Origin of the sequence: Amycolatopsis benzoatilytica AK 16/65 (genome assembly GCF_000383915.1) — a bacterium.
Lineage (GTDB): Bacteria > Actinomycetota > Actinomycetes > Mycobacteriales > Pseudonocardiaceae > Amycolatopsis > Amycolatopsis benzoatilytica.
The window spans coordinates 3,259,380-3,275,118 of record NZ_KB912942.1; the positions used below are offsets into that span (position 1 = coordinate 3,259,380).

Below are 15,739 nucleotides of genomic sequence, written 5' to 3' on the forward strand. Positions count from 1 at the left end.
GCGCGCCACCGGGGTCAGCTCGCTTCTTCCAGCGTCGGCGCCGCGGTGTCGGCGGGCCAGAACGGCTGCAGCATGTGCCAGTCCGCCGGATGCCCGGCGATGTCGCCGGCGAACACGTCGGCCAGCGCCTGGGTCGCCGCGGGCACCTCGGCCCGCGCGGTGACCCGGATCCGCGGGTGGATCCGGATCTCCCAGCCGTCCTCGGTGAACCAGCAGCCGGTGGGCAGCAGCGCGGCGCCGGTGGTCGCGGCCAGCCGGGCCGGGCCGGGAGGCAGCGTGGTGCGCTCGCCGAAGAACCGCACCGGCACGCCGGACGCGGTCAGGTCCCGGTCGCCGAGCAGCACCACCAGCTTGTTCTCGCGCAGCCGGCGCAGCAGCAGCCGCATCGCCGCGCTGTCGCCGGTGAGCGGCACGATCTCGAACCCCAGCGACTCGCGGAACGCCACGAACCGGCGGTACAGCGATTCCGGCTCGAGCCGCTCCGCGACGGTGGTGAAGGTGCCGGCGTAGCTGGCCAGCCAGACCCCCGCGATGTCCCAGTTCCCGCTGTGCGGCAGCGTCATCACCGCGCCGTTGCCCTCGGCGAGCGCGGCGTCGACGTTCTCCGCCCCGCTGACCGTCACCTGCTTCGCGACTTCGGCGAGGTCCATCGCGGGCAGCCGGAAGGTCTCGAACCAGTACCGCGCGTACGACCGCATCGCGCGCCGGACCAGCTCGTCCAGCTCGGTCTCGTCGGCCTGCGGCACCACGCGCGCCAGGTTGGCACGCAGCTGCTTGACGCTCCCGCCGCCGCGCCGGGCGGCCAGGTCCGCGCCGAGGGCGAACGCCGTCGACCCGAACGACCGCGGCAGCCGGCGGGTCATCCGCCAGCCGGTCGCGTAGCCGAAGTCGGCGAGCCGCTGGGACAGTCCGCTCACGGTTGTGTCCCGCCCGCCTGTTTCGCTTTGGCTTCCCGCGCGGCCTTCGCGACCGCGTTCGCCCGCTGCAGCAGCGTGATCACCGACAGCACGGCGAGCAGCCACAGGGAGATCTCGACGGTGTAGGGCACGCCCAGGCCGTGCAGTCCGGTGCCGACGAGCGCGATGATGAGCCGCTCGGCCCGTTCCACCAGCCCGCCGTCGGCCTCCAGGCCGGACGCTTCGGCGCGCGCCTTCACGTACGAGATGACTTGGGCCAGCACCAAGCAGATCAGCGCGGCGGCGGCAGCCCGGTTGTTGTGGTCCTCGACGAAGCACCACCACGCGATGGCCGCGAACAGCGCGCCGTCGACCAGCCGGTCGCAGGTCGCGTCGAGAACGGCGCCGAACGGTGTGCCGTACCCGCGGGCGCGCGCCATCGCGCCGTCGAGCAGGTCGAGCATCGCGAAGCCCCACACGGTGAACGTGCCCCACAGCAGCATGCCCTGCGGGAAGAACGCCAGCGCGCACGCGACAGCGCCCGCGGTGCCGATGACGGTCATCGCGTTCGGGGTCAGTCCGGCGCGGACCAGCGCGGCGCCGATCGGGTCCGTCACGCGGGAGACCGAGGCACGGGCGAAAATGTTGAGCATCTTCCTCGTCTGTGCACCTGAGTCGGGAGCGGGTGGGCGACGAAAGCCTATCGACCCCGCCGCGCGCGCCCGACGTGCCCGCCCGCGACCCGCCGGAGGATCAGCCGGATGTTGCGGTCGCGGCGACCGGCGAGACCAGCTCAGCGGCCTCGTCGGCGGCGTCCGCCGCCTCCCGCACGGCCTGGCACCGGGGGCGCATCCCGTTCGCGATGGCCTCCGAGATCTCGCCGAGCTGCCGCACCTGCTCCGGCGTCAGCTGGTCGAAAAGGGCCTCCCGGACCGCCTCGACGTGCCCGGGCGCGGCTTCCGCCAGCGCGGAGAACCCGGAGTCGGTGAGCACCGCCCACGAGCCGCGCTTGTCCGTCGGGCAGGATTCGCGCCGGACCCAGCCCTTGGCCTCCAGCCGGGACACCGCGTGCGACAGCCGGCTGCGCGACGAGTCCAGCACCGAGGCCAGCTCGCTCATCCGCATCCGGCGGCCGTTCGCCTCGGACAGCGAGACGAGGACCTCGTAGTACGACGGCGGCATCCCCGATTCGTGCTGCAACTGCCCTTCGAGGTGTGCCCGCAGCATCGCGCTGGCGGCCTGGTAGGACCGCCAGACCTGCTGTTCTTCGGCGGTCAGCCAGCGTGGTTCGGACATAATGCCATCATACGCTGGTTGAGCACTCAATTACCGGCGCGCGACCGGCCTCACCACGCGCCCGCCAGCAGGTCACGGGTTTCGCCGAGCAGCTGCGGCAGCACCTTGGTGTGCCCGATCACCGGCATGAAGTTCGCGTCCCCGCCCCAGCGCGGCACCAGGTGCTGGTGCAGGTGCGCGGCGATGCCGGCACCGGCGATCACGCCCTGGTTCATCCCGATGTTGAACCCGTGCGCCGCCGACACCGCCCGCACCACGCCCATCGCGTGCTGGGTGAACTCGGCCAGCTCGCGGGTCTCCTCGGCGGTGAGGTCCGGGTAGTCCGCGACGTGCCGGTACGGAACCACCATCAGGTGGCCCGGGTTGTACGGGTACAGGTTCAGCACCGCGAACACGGTCTCGCCGCGCGCGATGATCAACGCTCGCTTGTCGTCGCCGAGCCCGGGCAGCCGGCAGAACGGGCAGCCGTCGGGCTCGTCGCCGTCCGGCTTCTCCTGGCCGCGAATGTAGGCCATCCGGTGCGGGGTCCACAGCCGCTGCAGCGCGTCCGGGACCCCGACCCCGTCCTGTTCGACGAGTTCCGGCCCGGTCACTGCAGGATCTTCTCCACGGCCTGGGCCGAGGGCGACGCGTTCTCCCGCCGGGCGACCCATTCGGCGATCGCCTCGACCGCCTGCTCGACCGGCACGCCGTTGATCTGCCCGCCGTCGCGGAACCGGAACGACACCGCGCCGGCCTCCGCGTCCTTCGCGCCGGCCAGCAGCAGGAACGGCACCTTCTGCGTGGTGTGGGTGCGGATCTTCTTCTGCATCCGGTCGTCGCTCGCGTCGATCTCGACGCGGACGCCCTTGTCGCGCAGCGCCTTCTCCACCCCGGAGAGGAACTCGACCTGCTCGGAGGTGATCGGGATGCCGACCACCTGCACCGGCGAAAGCCAGGCCGGGAACGCGCCCGCGTAGTGCTCGGTCAGCACGCCGAAGAACCGCTCGATCGAGCCGAACAGGGCGCGGTGGATCATCACCGGCCGCTGCCGGGACCCGTCCGGGGCGGTGTACTCCAGTTCGAACCGCTTGTTCTGGTTGAAGTCCAGCTGGATGGTCGACATCTGCCAGGTGCGGCCGATGGCGTCCTTGGCCTGCACGGAGATCTTCGGGCCGTAGAACGCCGCGCCGCCCGGGTCCGGGACCAGCTCGAGACCGGAGTCGATCGCCGCCTGCCGCAGTGTCTCGGTGGCCTCCTCCCACTCCCATGCCTCGCCGATGAACTTGTCCGAGTCGTCGCGGGTGGACAGCTCGAGATAGAAGTCGGACAGGCCGTAGTCGGCGAGCAGGTCCAGCACGAACTTGAGCAGCGACCGCAGCTCGGACGGCATCTGCTCCTTGGTGCAGTAGATGTGCGAGTCGTCCATGGTCAGCCCGCGCACCCGGGTGAGGCCGTGCACCACGCCGGACTTCTCGTAGCGGTAGACGGTGCCGAACTCGAACAGCCGCAGCGGCAGCTCGCGGTAGGACCGGCCGCGCGAGCGGAAGATCAGGTTGTGCATCGGGCAGTTCATGGCCTTGAGGTAGTAGTCCTCGTCCTCGAACTGCACCGGCGGGAACATGGTGTCGGCGTAGTAGGGCAGGTGCCCGGAGGTGTGGAACAGCTCGCCCTTGGAGATGTGCGGCGTGTTCACGAACTCGTAGCCGGCTTCCTCGTGCCGACGGCGCGAGTAGTTCTCCAGCTCGCGGCGGATGATGCCGCCCTTCGGGTGGAACACCGGCAGACCGGAGCCGATCTCCTCGGGGAAGGAGAACAGGTCCAGCTCGGCGCCGAGCTTGCGGTGGTCGCGGCGCTCGGCCTCGGCGATCCGCTCCAGGTAGGCGTCCTGCGCCTCGGCGGATTCCCATGCGGTGCCGTAGATCCGCTGCAGCTGCGGGTTCTTCTCGCTGCCGCGCCAGTAGGCGGCGGCGACGCGGGTGAGCTTGAAGACCGGGATGAACTTGGTGGTGGGCACGTGCGGGCCCCGGCAGAGGTCGCTCCACACGCGCTCCTTGGTGCGCGGGTCGAGATTGTCGTAGATGGTCAGCTCGCCGCCGCCCACCTCCATCACCTCGGTGGTGTCCACATCGGACTTGAGGTCCACCAGCTCGAGCTTGAACGGCTCGTTCGCCAGTTCCTGCTTCGCTTCTTCGGTGCTCTCGAAGACGCGGCGAGAGAACTGCTGCGCGCCCTTGACGATCTGCTTCATCCGCTTCTCGAGCTTCTGCAGATCCTCGGGCGTGAACGGCTTTTCGACCGCGAAGTCGTAGTAGAAGCCGTCGCGGACCGGCGGGCCGATGCCGAGCTTGGCGTCCGGGAACTCCTCCTGCACCGCCTGGGCCAGCACGTGCGCGGCGGAGTGCCGGATCACGCTGCGGCCGTCGTCGGTGTTCGCCGCGACCGCTTCCACCTGCGCCTCGGCTTCCGGGGCCCAGGCGAGGTCGCGCAGCTTCCCGTCGGCGTCACGGACGACGACGATCGTGTCCGGGCCTTTGGTGGGCAGTCCGGCCTCGCGCACCGCGGCGCCCGCCGTAGTGCCCGCCGGCACCACCACGCGCGGGGCGGGTACGGCGGCAGCTGACGACGGTTGGGACACGATCGGACTCCTTAGGAAGAAGGAAGGGAACGGCTTCCGGTGATGCTAGTCGGCGGCGGTCCTACCGCTTCGGGCGACGTCCCCCGCGGACGCGCAGAGGCCGCCCCGGGCGTGCGGGGCGGCCTCCGTGCGCGGGACCTGCGGGTCAGAGGGTCTCGACGACCTGCTCGAAGTCGAGCCGGGGCAGGCGGTCGAACCACGGGTTCTCGCCCGGCTTGCCGACGTTGACCACGACCAGCGAGCGCCAGTTGCTGTCGGCGAAGAACTCCTTGTCGACGCCCTCGGCGTCGAAGCCGGTCATCGGGCCGGCGGCCAGCCCGGCGGCGCGCACGCCGATGATGAAGTAGCCGACCTGCAGCAGCGAGTTCAGCTTGGAGAACTCGACGCGGCCGGACTCGTCGGAGAACATGTCCTTGACGCCCGGGTTGTGCGGGAAGACCTGCGGGATGTTCTCGTGGAAGTCGACGTCCGCGGCCAGGATGACGGTCAGCGGCGCGCTCTCGGTCTTGGCGCGGTTGCCCTCCATCAGGTGCGGGAGCAGGCGCTCGCGGGCCTCGTCGCTGCGCAGCACCAGAGCGCGCAGCGGCTGGGTGTTCATCGAGGTCGGCGCCCACTTGACCAGGTCGTAGATCGCCCGGACCTGCTCGTCGGTCACCGGCTCGGAGCTGAAGCTGTTAGCGGTCCGTGCCTCGCGGAAAAGCAGATCCTGCACCTCGGCGGGCACCTGCAGCTGCTTCGCGGACTCAACGAAAGTAGTCATCGGTTTCGGCGTTCCTTCCCGTGCTGTCGCCTACTTCGCGATGCAACCTGGTTGAACGCTTGACTATTTCGCGCCGACGATCTTTGTGGCCCAGCACACAGCGAGCGCCGCGGCTCAGTAGGCGCCTTTCCCGGCCAGCACGGCACGGAAGGTCTTCCAGAGGATCACCATGTCGAGCGCCAGCGACCAGTCCTCGACGTAGCGCAGGTCGAGGCGGATGCTGTCCTCCCACGACAGATCGCTGCGGCCGCTGACCTGCCACAGCCCGGTGAGCCCGGGCTTCACCAGCAGCCGCCGGCGCGCGGCCGGCACGTACTTCGCGGTCTCCTCCGGCAGCGGCGGCCGAGGCCCGACCAGCGACATCCGCCCGGCGACGACGTTGAACAACTGCGGCAGCTCGTCCAGCGAATACCGGCGCAGCAGAGCGCCCACCTTGGTCACCCGCGGGTCGTGCTTCATTTTGAACAGCGGCCCGGCACCCTCGTTCGCCGCCTCCAGGTCGCACCGGGCGAGGTGCGCGTCCACCACCATGGTGCGGAACTTCAGCATGGTGAACGCTTCGCCGTCCTTGCCGATGCGGCGCTGCCGGTAGACCACCGGCCCGCGATCCCCCGCCTTCACCGCGACCGCGATCGAGAGCAGCAGCGGAAGGAACAGCGTCAGCAGGACCGCCGCACCGCACCGGTCGACGACCTCCTTGACCAGCCGCCGCCCGCCGGTGAACGCGGGCGCGGTGACCCGCAGCAGCGGCATCCCGAGCACTCCGCTGACGTTCAGCCGCGGCCCGGCCACCTCCATCAGCACCGGCGCGACGACCATCTCCGAGGACGTCCCCTCCAGGTCCCAGGCGAGCCGCTGCAGCCGCTGCGGGTTCCAGTACTGGTCGGCGGTGATGGCCACGACGCGGTAGCCGCCGCGCCGCACGTGCCGGGACAGCTCCTCCAGCCGTCCGACGACCGGGACTCCCTTGATCTCGCCGTGCCCGCTCGAGGTGCAGACCGCTTCCACCCGCCAGCCGACGTGCGCTTCCTTCCGGGTGCGCTCGATCAGGTCGGCGACGGTTTCCGCGCTGCCCGCGGCCATCACCGGCAGCAGGCACAGCCCGCGCCGCCGTTTCCGGTGCAGAATCTGGCGCAGGACATACCGCTGCGGGAACAGCACCAATGCGACGGCCGGCACGACGAAAAAGACCCACGGCTGCACTTCGAGCGCCCCGAAAAGCAGTCCGCCCAGCGCGACGAGAACCGCGGCGGTAATCAGGCCGCGGCCGAGCGTGCGGTATTCCTCCGGTCCTTCGCCCAGCACTCGCGGGCTCCAGGCCCGGCTCACCGGCAGCGAGCACAGCACCGCGAGCGCCGTCCCGAACGCGTGCATGTCGTGCGGCGCCAGCCGGTCGATGACGAACGCGCTGATCGCGATGACCAGGCAGGCGGCCACGAGGTCGGCCGCGACGACGGTGAGCCGGTAGCGCTTCTCCCATTCCGGCGCGTGCGATTTCGGCGACACGGCGGCGGTTTCGGCCGGACCGGCAGTTTCCTCGGGCAGCGCCGCGTCGGCCGAGGGCGGAGCAGGCACCGCCTTCAGCTCGAACCGCGGCAGCGAAATGCCGTCCGCGGCCAACGGCCGCACCGGTTCTTCCATCAGTCCTCCCGCACTGGGCAAGCTCCCCGGACCTGATTCGCCGCCGGCACACCGAACTTGCACCAGTAGTCACAACCCGTGATCACCGGTCGAGTTCCGCTCCCTTGGCCGAAGGTGTGACACTCGCCAAGATATCGGTGCCCCACCAAGCGGTGTTACACGGATTTGAGCCACTGCCTGCGAATCTTCCGACCAGGAAGCACCGAGTGGATCACGACGCGGTCGCGATGGGTTATTTCCCGCAGCGCGAGGTGGCTACGTTAGGTAATCACCGATTCGGCTTCGTTGACCTGGCCGGCCTACCCGTTCCACAGTGGAGTGCCGCGCGCCCAGCCGCCCCGAGACGCTTCGCCGGACCTTTCGGCGCGAAACGCGAAAGCCCGGCGCGAGACGGTACCGGTAGCAATCAACGTACTTCCCGGAATACGGAACGAGCGGGCACCACCGAAGCTGCCTTCCGGATCCGGCGCGGTCGGTCGGAACCGCCACCGGAATCGTTGCCGGGCAGGCGTTTACCGCGGCAGTCCACCGGATCGCGCCCGCCTGGCAGGTTCTCCGCCGGGGCAAGCCAACCTGCCCGGTTCTCCCGCCTGGCACGAGGCCGGCCGCCGGGTCCGCTCCGGCGGGAGAGCAGCCGGATTGCCCCTCTCCCGCCCGCGGCATCACGCGATCGGCGGAGCAGCCGCGGTCGCGTTGAGCGCAGTAACAACGGCTCGCTCTTCGAAGTCGAAGTGCGCCTCCAGCTCGCCCGCGAGCCGGTCCAGGTCCGACCGCAGCCGCTCCGGATCGGATTCGCCCGGAACGAACCCGTCGACCAGCTGCTGGATCGAACGCTGCAGCCGCGCGACGGCCTGGTGCTGCTCGGCCAGCTGCGCGAGGGTCGGCCCGAGCGCCGGGAACTGCTCGGCCAACTGCGGGAACACCACCGCGTCCTCGCCGCCGTGATGCCGGCGGCTCAACGCGGTACAGAAGCCGGCGCACCGCATGCGCAGCTGCTGGGCCAAGTCCGGCGCCGGCCGGGAGATCGCGACCCCGGCACCGCCGACGATCGCGTCCGCCTGCGCCCGCACCGCCTTCAGCTCGGCGCGCAGCCAATCGTGCACCTCGACGAGCCAGTCCCCCCCCCCATCCCCTTGACGCGTTCTTCTCCGGCGCGCGGGTCGATCCGGTGCAGCACGACGACGGGGATTCGCCGGGTCGTCTTCGCTTGGTAATCGCCGTATCCGGGAGCTTCCGCGACCACTTGCGCGAACAGCTCCGCATAGTCCTTCCCTTGCGGAACGGCCGCGATGGCTCGATACTTTTCAGCGCCGGTCTCGACGGTCACGATCGGATTCTTCCGGATGTTGTGATACCAGCCGGGATTGCGGTCCGCACCGTTCGCCGAGGCGACGACGACGCCCTTGCCGCCGATTTCCAGATAGCCGAGCAGTGTTTCCCGGTCCCGTCCGGTCCGGGCTCCCACAGTGGTGAGAACGGTCAGCGACCAGCCCTCGAACCTGCCGGTCAGCGCTCCGCCGCTGGCCCGGAACTCGGCGATCAGCCGTCGTTGGAAGGCGTCGTGGCCGGTGTTGTGCGCATTGCTCATTCAGATCCTTTCGAACAACGGAAAGGAGGCAGCGCACCGATTTCGGACGCGAAAAAACCCCGCAGGCACAAGGCATGGCGCAGTGCTCCGGACAAGAAGCTGCGAGAGGCGGAGTTTCCGACTCGGTGCTGGCTGGTTAGCCGCTACCTCCATGCGATAGGCCCATACGGGGCGCGTCGCCAAATTAGCACAGCTTCGCCGGGCCGGGCAATTCCCGGTTCAGCCGGCGCCGAGGTAGGCCGCGGCGACCTTCTTGGGCACGCACATAGTCCAAGCGTTGATCACCAGTTCGGCGAGTTCGTCGGCGTCGAGCTCGCTCAGGCTCGCGTGCACCCAGTTGAACCTCAGGTCAGATTCCCGGGGCAGCTGGAACTTGCGCGGCTCGGCAGCGACCAGCCCGGCGCGATGCTCCTTGGGATACGCGAACCCCAGCGTCGTCTCGTCTCGCGACAAGGCGAGGTAGACCAGCCGGCCGACCCGGAATTTCACCTGGTCCCGCACGAGGTGCTCCTCGCTGCGGGGCAACGGCGAAGCGAGCGCGCGAACATCCTCGACGGTGACCACCGCTGCTCTCCCCCTCATGCGGGACCGGGACTGAACCCATGCTGTCACGCGCGCCGCCGGATCCTCCCGGCCAATTGCCCGCCAACGATCGCCGCCAGCGCCAGCGCGAACCCGAGCAACTGCAGCGGCCGCAACGCCTGCCCGAGGACCAGCCAGCCCAGTACCGCCGCCACGATCGGCGACAGCAAGCCCAGCAGCGCCGCGGAGGTGACCGGCAGCGTGCCCAGGCCCCGGAACCACAGCAGGTACGCCCCGAGCCCGCCGATCAACCCGAGCCACAGGTAGCCGCCCGCCGCCGCCCCGCCGATCGCCGGCGGCGCGCCTTCGATGGAGAACGTCATCGGCAGCAGCACCAGTCCGCCCGCCGTCAGCAGCCAGCTCACCAACACCGACGAACTGACGCCTGCCGGACGGCCCCAGCGCCGGGTCAGCACCACTCCGGTCGCCATCGACAGTGCACTGCCCGCGCCCGCGAGCAGCCCGAGCGGATCGAGTGCCGCACCCGGACCGAGGACCACCAGCGCGACGCCCGCGACTCCGGCAAGCGCCCACGCGATCTTCGCTGCCGCGGGCCGCTCCCCCAGCAACGGCAGCGCGAGCGCGATCACCAGCAGCGGCTGGATCGCGCCGATCGTCGCCGCTACGCCACCGGGCAACCGTTCCGCCGCGGTGAACAGGAGGGGGAAGAAGAAGCCGATGTTGAGCGCGCCCAGGACCAGCGCGCGCCACCACCACACGCCGCGCGGCAGCCGGCGGAAGATCAGAAGCAGGAGCAGCCCGGCGGGCAGCGCGCGGAGCAAGCCGGCGAAGAGCGGGTGGCCCTGCGGAAGCAACTCGGTGGTGACGAGATAGGTCGTGCCCCACACCGCCGGCGCGAACGCGGTCAGCACGGTGCGCCCGGCGACCCCGGGAGAGGAAGCGGCGGCCGGCGCTGCCGGGGCCGGAAGGTCAGTCGTGGTCATGCGTCGAGCCTGCGCCGAGCCGATCGATGAGTCCAACACATGCTTGTCATCGGATCAATCATGAATCACGATTGATCGCATGGAGCTCCGGCAGATGCGGTACGTCGTCGCGGTGGCCGAGCACGGCAGCTTCACCCGGGCGGCGGAGAGCTGCTTCGTCGTGCAGTCCGCGCTGAGTCACCAGATCGCGCGGCTGGAGAAGGAACTCGGCGTCCAGCTGTTCCACCGGACCAGCCGCCAGGTGCGGCTCAGCCCGGCCGGCACGGCCTTCCTGCCGGTCGCCCGCCAATGCCTGGACGCCGCCGACCGCGCCGCCGCGGAAGCCGCCGCCGCCGAAGGCGAGATCCGCGGCCCGCTCACCCTCGGCGTGATCCCGACGGTGGCCGCCGTCGACGTCCCCGAGGTGCTCCGGCTCTTCCGCACCCGCCACCCGCAGGTCCAGATCCGGCTGACCGGCGGCACGAGCGGCTCCTTCGTCCGGCAGGTCGCCGACGGCGCGCTGGACCTGGCTTTCCTCGGCTTGCCCGAAGGCTTCGAACTGACCGGCGTCGCCCACCGTCTGCTCGCCGAAGACCAGCATCGCGCCGTCCTGGCCGCCGGTCACCCGCTTGCCGCCCGACGGCGGCTCACCCTCGAACAACTGGCCGACGAGACGTTCATCGACTTTCCCGCGGGCTCGACCGGACGGCAGCAGGCCGACCAGGCGTTCGCCACGGCGGGACTGATCCGGCACGTCGCGTACGAAACGAGCGACATACTGCTGCTGAGCCGTCTGCTTCGGGCCGGGCTGGGCGTTGCGCTGCTGGCCGCTTCGTTCGCCGATCAGCTGCCGGAGCTGGTGAAAATCCCGGTCGCGAACGCCCCGACCCGCACCGAACACGTCATCTGGAGCACCTTCGGCCCGGCCCCGGCAGCTGCGGAATTCCTAGCCCAGATCGGGGTCGCCCCCTAGTGACTCGTGATCCCGGTGTTTTCAGTTTGCGTTGTTGTCGACGAGTTTCTTGTGGTGATCTGGCCGAGACGGACCTCGACGCCGGTGCCGGTGCCGGTGCCGCGATCCCGGCCGCGAAGGGCCGCTTGAGAGCATCTGAGTCCGGCAAGGGCCGTCGCCGGTGAGCTCGTCCGGCTTCGCCGGGTCAACTCCCACTTTCACGTCCTAGCGGGAAACCCGGTATCCCCATTGCCGTCCTGGGGCCCGTACGGGTCGCCGACGCCAGCGGAGGCGACTGACGCTCCGAACATCATGCAGGCGAGCAGTGCTCCCCCAGTCAAAGAGCCGCGTTTCATTACTGGTAACACGTTTTCTCCTTACGCTGGCAGCGGTTCAGAACGGAACGGCGTCGGACATCCAGTCGGGATGGCCGGGCATCGGCGACGCCTTCTTCCCGTATGACCACCGGCTCGACGGGCTGGCTGATCACTGGTCGAAGCCAGCCGGAGTTGCCGGGCTGGGATCGCTCTGGAGGTCCTGCCACTGCCGAAGGCCGGCTCGCCGGGGCGGTTTCTGACACGCCAGCACCAGCGCAACGCCGGCACCCGGTTCGTGTTCACCGGAATCCACGGCGAACTGCACCGGCGATCCCGCTTCCGCCGCCTCGTCCGGCTGCCCGCCTTCGCCGGCGGCGAGACGAAGGGGATGGTCACCGGTCAACCAGGCGCTGCACTTCCACGACTCCGCCACAGCCACACCGCCTCGCTGGTCGAAGACCAGGTGCGCGGATCATGCGACCGCTACGACTCGGCCGTCAACGCACGGACGTCGTCGACGGCGGATCGCAGCTCACCAACACTGTGATCGAACGCATACTCGACGTCCTCCAGCAACACTGGGACGCGACGGCCTGGGACTGGCCACGACAGCTGCGCAAGCCCAGAGAGCGGCCTGGCCTCTTCACGCGCCAAGTGCGGCCAGCAGGCCCGGCCACCCTTTTGGTCCCCACAATCACCAACGGCCCGCCGATGAAGATCATCGACAGGCCGGGTGAGCTGAACAAACGCTGGGTGGGCGATACTGGGATCGAACCAGTGACCTCTTCGGTGTGAACGAAGCGCTCTCCCGCTGAGCTAATCGCCCTCTTCCGTGCCACTGAAGGGTACCGCACGACTTTCGGAGGGCGTGCAAACGGGTGGTTTGCCTTCGACTACCGCCTGTCTGCCTGCGGATACGGAACGCACAACCCCGAGCTAGCCAAGGCCCTTCGGGACCGGGGCCGCTTGCGGCGGGGCGCGCCGTCCATGCGACGGTGCTACCGCACGACGGCCGAACCGCGCAGTATGTACCGGTGGCGCCCCATCGGGTGCCCGCTGAAGGCTGCGCGGCACGGACGGCGACGGACCGGACGGACCTCGGGCTGACGGTCCCGAACGGGTGATCTCGACCGCACTCGCGACGGATCCGGGCCTCTGGTGCGTCTCACCGTTGTCCTCGGTCGTCCGGGCCGGGAAGGGAGACGAAGGGTAGGACGATGCGCAACGATCACGTGACGCTCCGCTCGACGGCGGTCTTCGACCTGCTGGCGCCGCGGACCCCGGCGGTTCCGGTCAAGGTGGAGCTGCGCTACGACACCCGCGACCCGTACGCCGTCGTCGCCGCCTTCCGCACCGGCCGCGCTGGCTGGGTCGAATGGGTTTACGCGCGCGACCTGCTCGCCGACGGCCTGCTGGCCGACGCCGGCGACGGGGACGTTCGCATCCGGCCGTCGGTGGAAGACCCCGAGTCGGTCCTGATCGAGCTGAACTCGCCGTCCGGGCACGCCATGTTCGAGGCGTCCGCGCAGGAGCTCGCGGACTTCCTGGACCGCACCTATGACGTCGTGCTGCCCGGCAACGAGCACCTGTGGGTCGACGTCGACGACGCGCTCACTCACCTCATCCCGAACGATCGGGCCTGATCACCGGCCCGGCGACGGGCCAACCGCCCCCCGGTGCCAGCCCGGTTCCGGGGGTTCGATATGGTTCTTCCACACCACGGCGACACGGTGCGAACCGGAAATCCGGATCATTCCTCGCCGAGGCGTAGTGCGGACGTAGCGCAGCTGGTAGCGCATCACCTTGCCAAGGTGAGGGTCGCGGGTTCGAATCCCGTCGTCCGCTCGGAGGGCTCATGCCCATGCGGTGGAGTGGCCGAGAGGCGAGGCAACGGCCTGCAAAGCCGTGTACACGGGTTCGAATCCCGTCTCCACCTCGCGCGATTAGCTCAGCGGGAGAGCGCTTCCCTGACACGGAAGAGGTCACTGGTTCAATCCCAGTATCGCGCACCAAACGTTTACGCTCGACGGAAGCCCTGCTCCTCTTCGGAGGAGCAGGGCTTCCGTCGTTCAAAGGCGATGACAAGCCGATGGCCGCAGGAGCGCCCTCGAGCAACCGCCGCCGGACCCGGTCGACAAGCTGACCGTTGCCGAGCGCCGACGGACCTCGAGGTGCTCACCGGCGCACGGTTCGTGGACATCGCGGCCACAGCAGATCTACGTCCAGGGTGTCTACCTGTGCTCGGTGTCCACGATGTATCGGGTGCTGACGGAGAACTCCTGACGGCTATGCCCGGCACGGCGCCGATGCCCGTGCGGTCATCGGACAAGGCCCGCCACCGGTTCAGCCGTGTCGGCAACCGCCAACACAACGCCGCGTTGCACCGAGCCGCGCTCACCCAGGCCCGCTGCCACGCCGACGCACGGGCTTTGTTGGCCCGCCGTCGAGCGGCCGGCGACGGGGGCTGGAGTCGCTTCGCGCGCTCAAACGACACCGGCCCGACGCGGTCTACCGAGCCCTGCGCACCGACGGGGTCAACGATCGATCAGGCCTGGCTTGGCTTGGCAGAGGAGCGTTCTACGGTCCCCGCCAAGCCGGCACCAAGCAGAAGCTCAGCAGCGGAGAGCGGGTTATCAAGCCCAGCCGCCACAAACACCCCGCACGCAGGCTCGGATGTTTACAGTCCGCGACGCGTGCTGTCGTCCGCTCGCGACGTTGTCGATGATTTTGCCATCAGCCCTGACTTGAAGATGAGCATCAGCAGTGGTCGTCGAGGTGGTGGACCATTGGTATTCATCCGCACCGAGGTAACCGTAGGACCAAACGCTCGAAATCTGCATCACCACGCCATAACCGGGCACACTGAGGTCGGTGATGTACGTTTGAGCCGTGCCGCGTTCTGGCCTGGCAAGGGCGTCCGCGGTGGCAGCACCTCCGACCGACAGCGTGCACACGGCAGCGGTGGTGGCCAATACCGATGCGATCTTGTTCTTGCCTGCAGTGGACAAGATATTCTCCTCATTATTCGTAGGTGCGAGCCCTTACCAAATGAAAAGCCGAGCTCGATAACTTCAATTCGGCGACAGATTCTTCGGGGTCACAACACCGGAAGTTTCAATTCTTCGGGCAGATCCGCAGTTTCTCGAGATCGGACGCGTTGACTTTTCCCCGGTTTTGGTGGCGGTTGTGGCTGTTTGGTCCGTTCAGCGGGCGGCTTGCACCACCCAACATCCTCCGCAGCCGGTCGCCTCGACCCGGGAGATGGCGACGGTCATGGTGCGTCCGCGCGGCTCGCCGCAGCCGAGCGGGACGGTGATTTCGGCACGCCGTGCGCCCGCGTTGCCCAACTCTTCAACCCCAGCGCGCATCCATACCACCGCCTGATTGGACGGCAATGTCGTCGACTACGAATTCCTCGGGACGATCCAGGTGGCACTCCTAGCGTCTCGCAATACTGCTTTAGGGCGGAACTGCCGTGAAGGGACCCTTGCCGGACTCAGATTCCCTCAAGGGTCCCTTCACGGACCTGGTTCACCGCACCTTCACCGGCGTTCGGGCAGGCAGCTCACACGCTCACGAAACCGGCCGACCGCTCGCTAAGCTCGCCCCTGCGGGTCGCCGACGCCGCAGCACACAACCGGGTCGAATTCTCGGGTCTCACCCGAAGTGTTCGCGCCGTGCCCTGGGCGACAAATTCCTGCCCTCCGAGTGATTTACAGCTTGACCTCCAGCGCATCGCTGCAACCTGCCTGGTGGCAGACTACCGCCTTGAAGGAAGTATTGGCTTGATATGGGAAGATCTCCGAATTTCCGGTTGCCTTCAACTTCTGGGCAGCCCTGCCGGGAACTTCCCCAAATGCCACATGCCCGTCCGGCAGATAGCCACCCCAAGAAAGCTTGTTGAACTTGTAGGTCACGGTGTACGGAGGATGGATGGAACCACGTTTGTCGAAATAGAAGCAGACATCGGCAACAGTGCCGCCATTGATTTTGAAGATTTTACAGATCGATTTGTCCGAGGATGCCTGCAGATTACCTGTTTCGCGACCGGCAGAGGCCGAGGCGGTCCCCATACCAGTGAGCAGAAGCGCAGTGGCGACCACGGTTGCAGCCAGCGGTCTCGTCAATCCTTTACGCACACGATCTCCTTGAGATTCACCTATAACC

Annotated in this window: 17 protein-coding genes, 4 tRNA genes and 1 pseudogene; 7 read left to right on the forward strand and 15 right to left on the reverse strand. The window is 68.6% G+C overall.

Features of this window, described 5'->3' with window-relative positions:
- Positions 1-14 precede the first annotated feature (14 nt).
- The 11 genes from AMYBE_RS0114940 to AMYBE_RS0114985 form a co-directional block, all read right to left on the reverse strand.
- Complete coding sequence (locus AMYBE_RS0114940) at positions 15-917, reverse strand: phosphatidylinositol mannoside acyltransferase (protein WP_020660200.1); 903 nt, start codon at positions 915-917, stop codon at positions 15-17.
- Positions 914-1,549, reverse strand: coding sequence for a phosphatidylinositol phosphate synthase (gene pgsA / locus AMYBE_RS0114945; protein WP_020660201.1), 636 nt, complete (start codon positions 1,547-1,549; stop codon positions 914-916). The genes AMYBE_RS0114940 and pgsA overlap by 4 nt, the downstream gene beginning before the upstream one ends.
- 100 nt (positions 1,550-1,649) lie before the next feature.
- On the reverse strand, positions 1,650-2,192 hold the full coding sequence (locus tag AMYBE_RS0114950) for a MarR family winged helix-turn-helix transcriptional regulator (protein WP_020660202.1): 543 nt from the start codon (positions 2,190-2,192) through the stop codon (positions 1,650-1,652).
- A 50-nt stretch (positions 2,193-2,242) separates the two neighbouring features.
- Complete coding sequence (locus tag AMYBE_RS0114955; RefSeq protein WP_020660203.1) at positions 2,243-2,785, reverse strand: HIT family protein; 543 nt, start codon at positions 2,783-2,785, stop codon at positions 2,243-2,245.
- Positions 2,782-4,809 carry a threonine--tRNA ligase gene (gene thrS, locus AMYBE_RS0114960; RefSeq protein ID WP_027927664.1) on the reverse strand — a complete coding sequence of 676 codons (2,028 nt, stop codon included), beginning with the start codon at positions 4,807-4,809 and terminating at the stop codon, positions 2,782-2,784. The genes AMYBE_RS0114955 and thrS overlap by 4 nt, the downstream gene beginning before the upstream one ends.
- Positions 4,810-4,954: 145 nt before the next feature.
- Positions 4,955-5,569 (reverse strand): malonic semialdehyde reductase, encoded by a 615-nt coding sequence (locus AMYBE_RS0114965; protein ID WP_020660205.1) that lies wholly within the window; start codon positions 5,567-5,569, stop codon positions 4,955-4,957.
- A gap of 114 nt (positions 5,570-5,683) precedes the next feature.
- Complete coding sequence (locus AMYBE_RS0114970; RefSeq protein WP_020660206.1) at positions 5,684-7,210, reverse strand: sugar transferase; 1,527 nt, start codon at positions 7,208-7,210, stop codon at positions 5,684-5,686.
- 662 nt (positions 7,211-7,872) lie between these two features.
- On the reverse strand, positions 7,873-8,313 hold the full coding sequence (locus AMYBE_RS46130; protein WP_051124701.1) for a hemerythrin domain-containing protein: 441 nt from the start codon (positions 8,311-8,313) through the stop codon (positions 7,873-7,875).
- A complete protein-coding gene (locus AMYBE_RS46135; RefSeq protein WP_051124703.1) occupies positions 8,286-8,798 on the reverse strand; it encodes a nitroreductase family deazaflavin-dependent oxidoreductase in 513 nt (170 codons plus the stop codon). Before AMYBE_RS46135 ends, AMYBE_RS46130 begins: the two co-directional genes overlap by 28 nt.
- 219 nt (positions 8,799-9,017) lie before the next feature.
- A complete protein-coding gene (locus tag AMYBE_RS0114980) occupies positions 9,018-9,362 on the reverse strand; it encodes an MmcQ/YjbR family DNA-binding protein (RefSeq protein WP_020660207.1) in 345 nt (114 codons plus the stop codon).
- Between the two features lie 44 nt (positions 9,363-9,406).
- Entirely contained in the window at positions 9,407-10,324 is a 918-nt protein-coding gene (locus AMYBE_RS0114985; protein WP_020660208.1) for an EamA family transporter, read from the reverse strand.
- 79 nt (positions 10,325-10,403) lie between these two features.
- On the opposite strand from AMYBE_RS0114985, the gene AMYBE_RS0114990 reads away from it, so the two are divergent.
- Both AMYBE_RS0114990 and AMYBE_RS44880 read left to right on the forward strand, forming a co-directional pair.
- Positions 10,404-11,276, forward strand: coding sequence for a LysR family transcriptional regulator (locus AMYBE_RS0114990; RefSeq protein ID WP_020660209.1), 873 nt, complete (start codon positions 10,404-10,406; stop codon positions 11,274-11,276).
- A gap of 591 nt (positions 11,277-11,867) precedes the next feature.
- Positions 11,868-12,119 (forward strand): hypothetical protein, encoded by a 252-nt coding sequence (locus tag AMYBE_RS44880; protein ID WP_154676209.1) that lies wholly within the window; start codon positions 11,868-11,870, stop codon positions 12,117-12,119.
- 207 nt (positions 12,120-12,326) lie between these two features.
- Here AMYBE_RS44880 and AMYBE_RS0115000 read toward each other — a convergent pair.
- Positions 12,327-12,398: transfer RNA gene (locus AMYBE_RS0115000), tRNA-Val, on the reverse strand.
- Positions 12,399-12,789: 391 nt separating this feature from the next.
- On the opposite strand from AMYBE_RS0115000, the gene AMYBE_RS0115005 reads away from it, so the two are divergent.
- The 5 genes and pseudogenes from AMYBE_RS0115005 to AMYBE_RS46860 form a co-directional block, all read left to right on the forward strand.
- Entirely contained in the window at positions 12,790-13,215 is a 426-nt protein-coding gene (locus tag AMYBE_RS0115005; RefSeq protein WP_020660211.1) for an SsgA family sporulation/cell division regulator, read from the forward strand.
- A gap of 129 nt (positions 13,216-13,344) precedes the next feature.
- Positions 13,345-13,417 (forward strand) — tRNA-Gly (locus AMYBE_RS0115010).
- Positions 13,418-13,437: 20 nt separating this feature from the next.
- Positions 13,438-13,508 (forward strand) — tRNA-Cys (locus tag AMYBE_RS0115015).
- Between the two features lies 1 nt (position 13,509).
- Positions 13,510-13,584, forward strand: a tRNA-Val gene (locus tag AMYBE_RS0115020).
- Between the two features lie 66 nt (positions 13,585-13,650).
- Positions 13,651-13,992, forward strand: a pseudogene (locus AMYBE_RS46860) (transposase); the annotation flags it as partial.
- 213 nt (positions 13,993-14,205) lie between these two features.
- Here the strand turns inward: AMYBE_RS46860 and AMYBE_RS46140 are convergent.
- The 3 genes from AMYBE_RS46140 to AMYBE_RS44890 all read right to left on the reverse strand — a co-directional run bounded on the left by AMYBE_RS46140 (position 14,206) and on the right by AMYBE_RS44890 (position 15,711).
- Positions 14,206-14,580, reverse strand: coding sequence for a hypothetical protein (locus tag AMYBE_RS46140; protein WP_245573196.1), 375 nt, complete (start codon positions 14,578-14,580; stop codon positions 14,206-14,208).
- Positions 14,581-14,775: 195 nt separating this feature from the next.
- Positions 14,776-14,940, reverse strand: coding sequence for a hypothetical protein (locus tag AMYBE_RS44885; protein WP_154676210.1), 165 nt, complete (start codon positions 14,938-14,940; stop codon positions 14,776-14,778).
- 345 nt (positions 14,941-15,285) lie between these two features.
- Entirely contained in the window at positions 15,286-15,711 is a 426-nt protein-coding gene (locus tag AMYBE_RS44890; protein ID WP_154676211.1) for a hypothetical protein, read from the reverse strand.
- Positions 15,712-15,739: the final 28 nt, after the last annotated feature.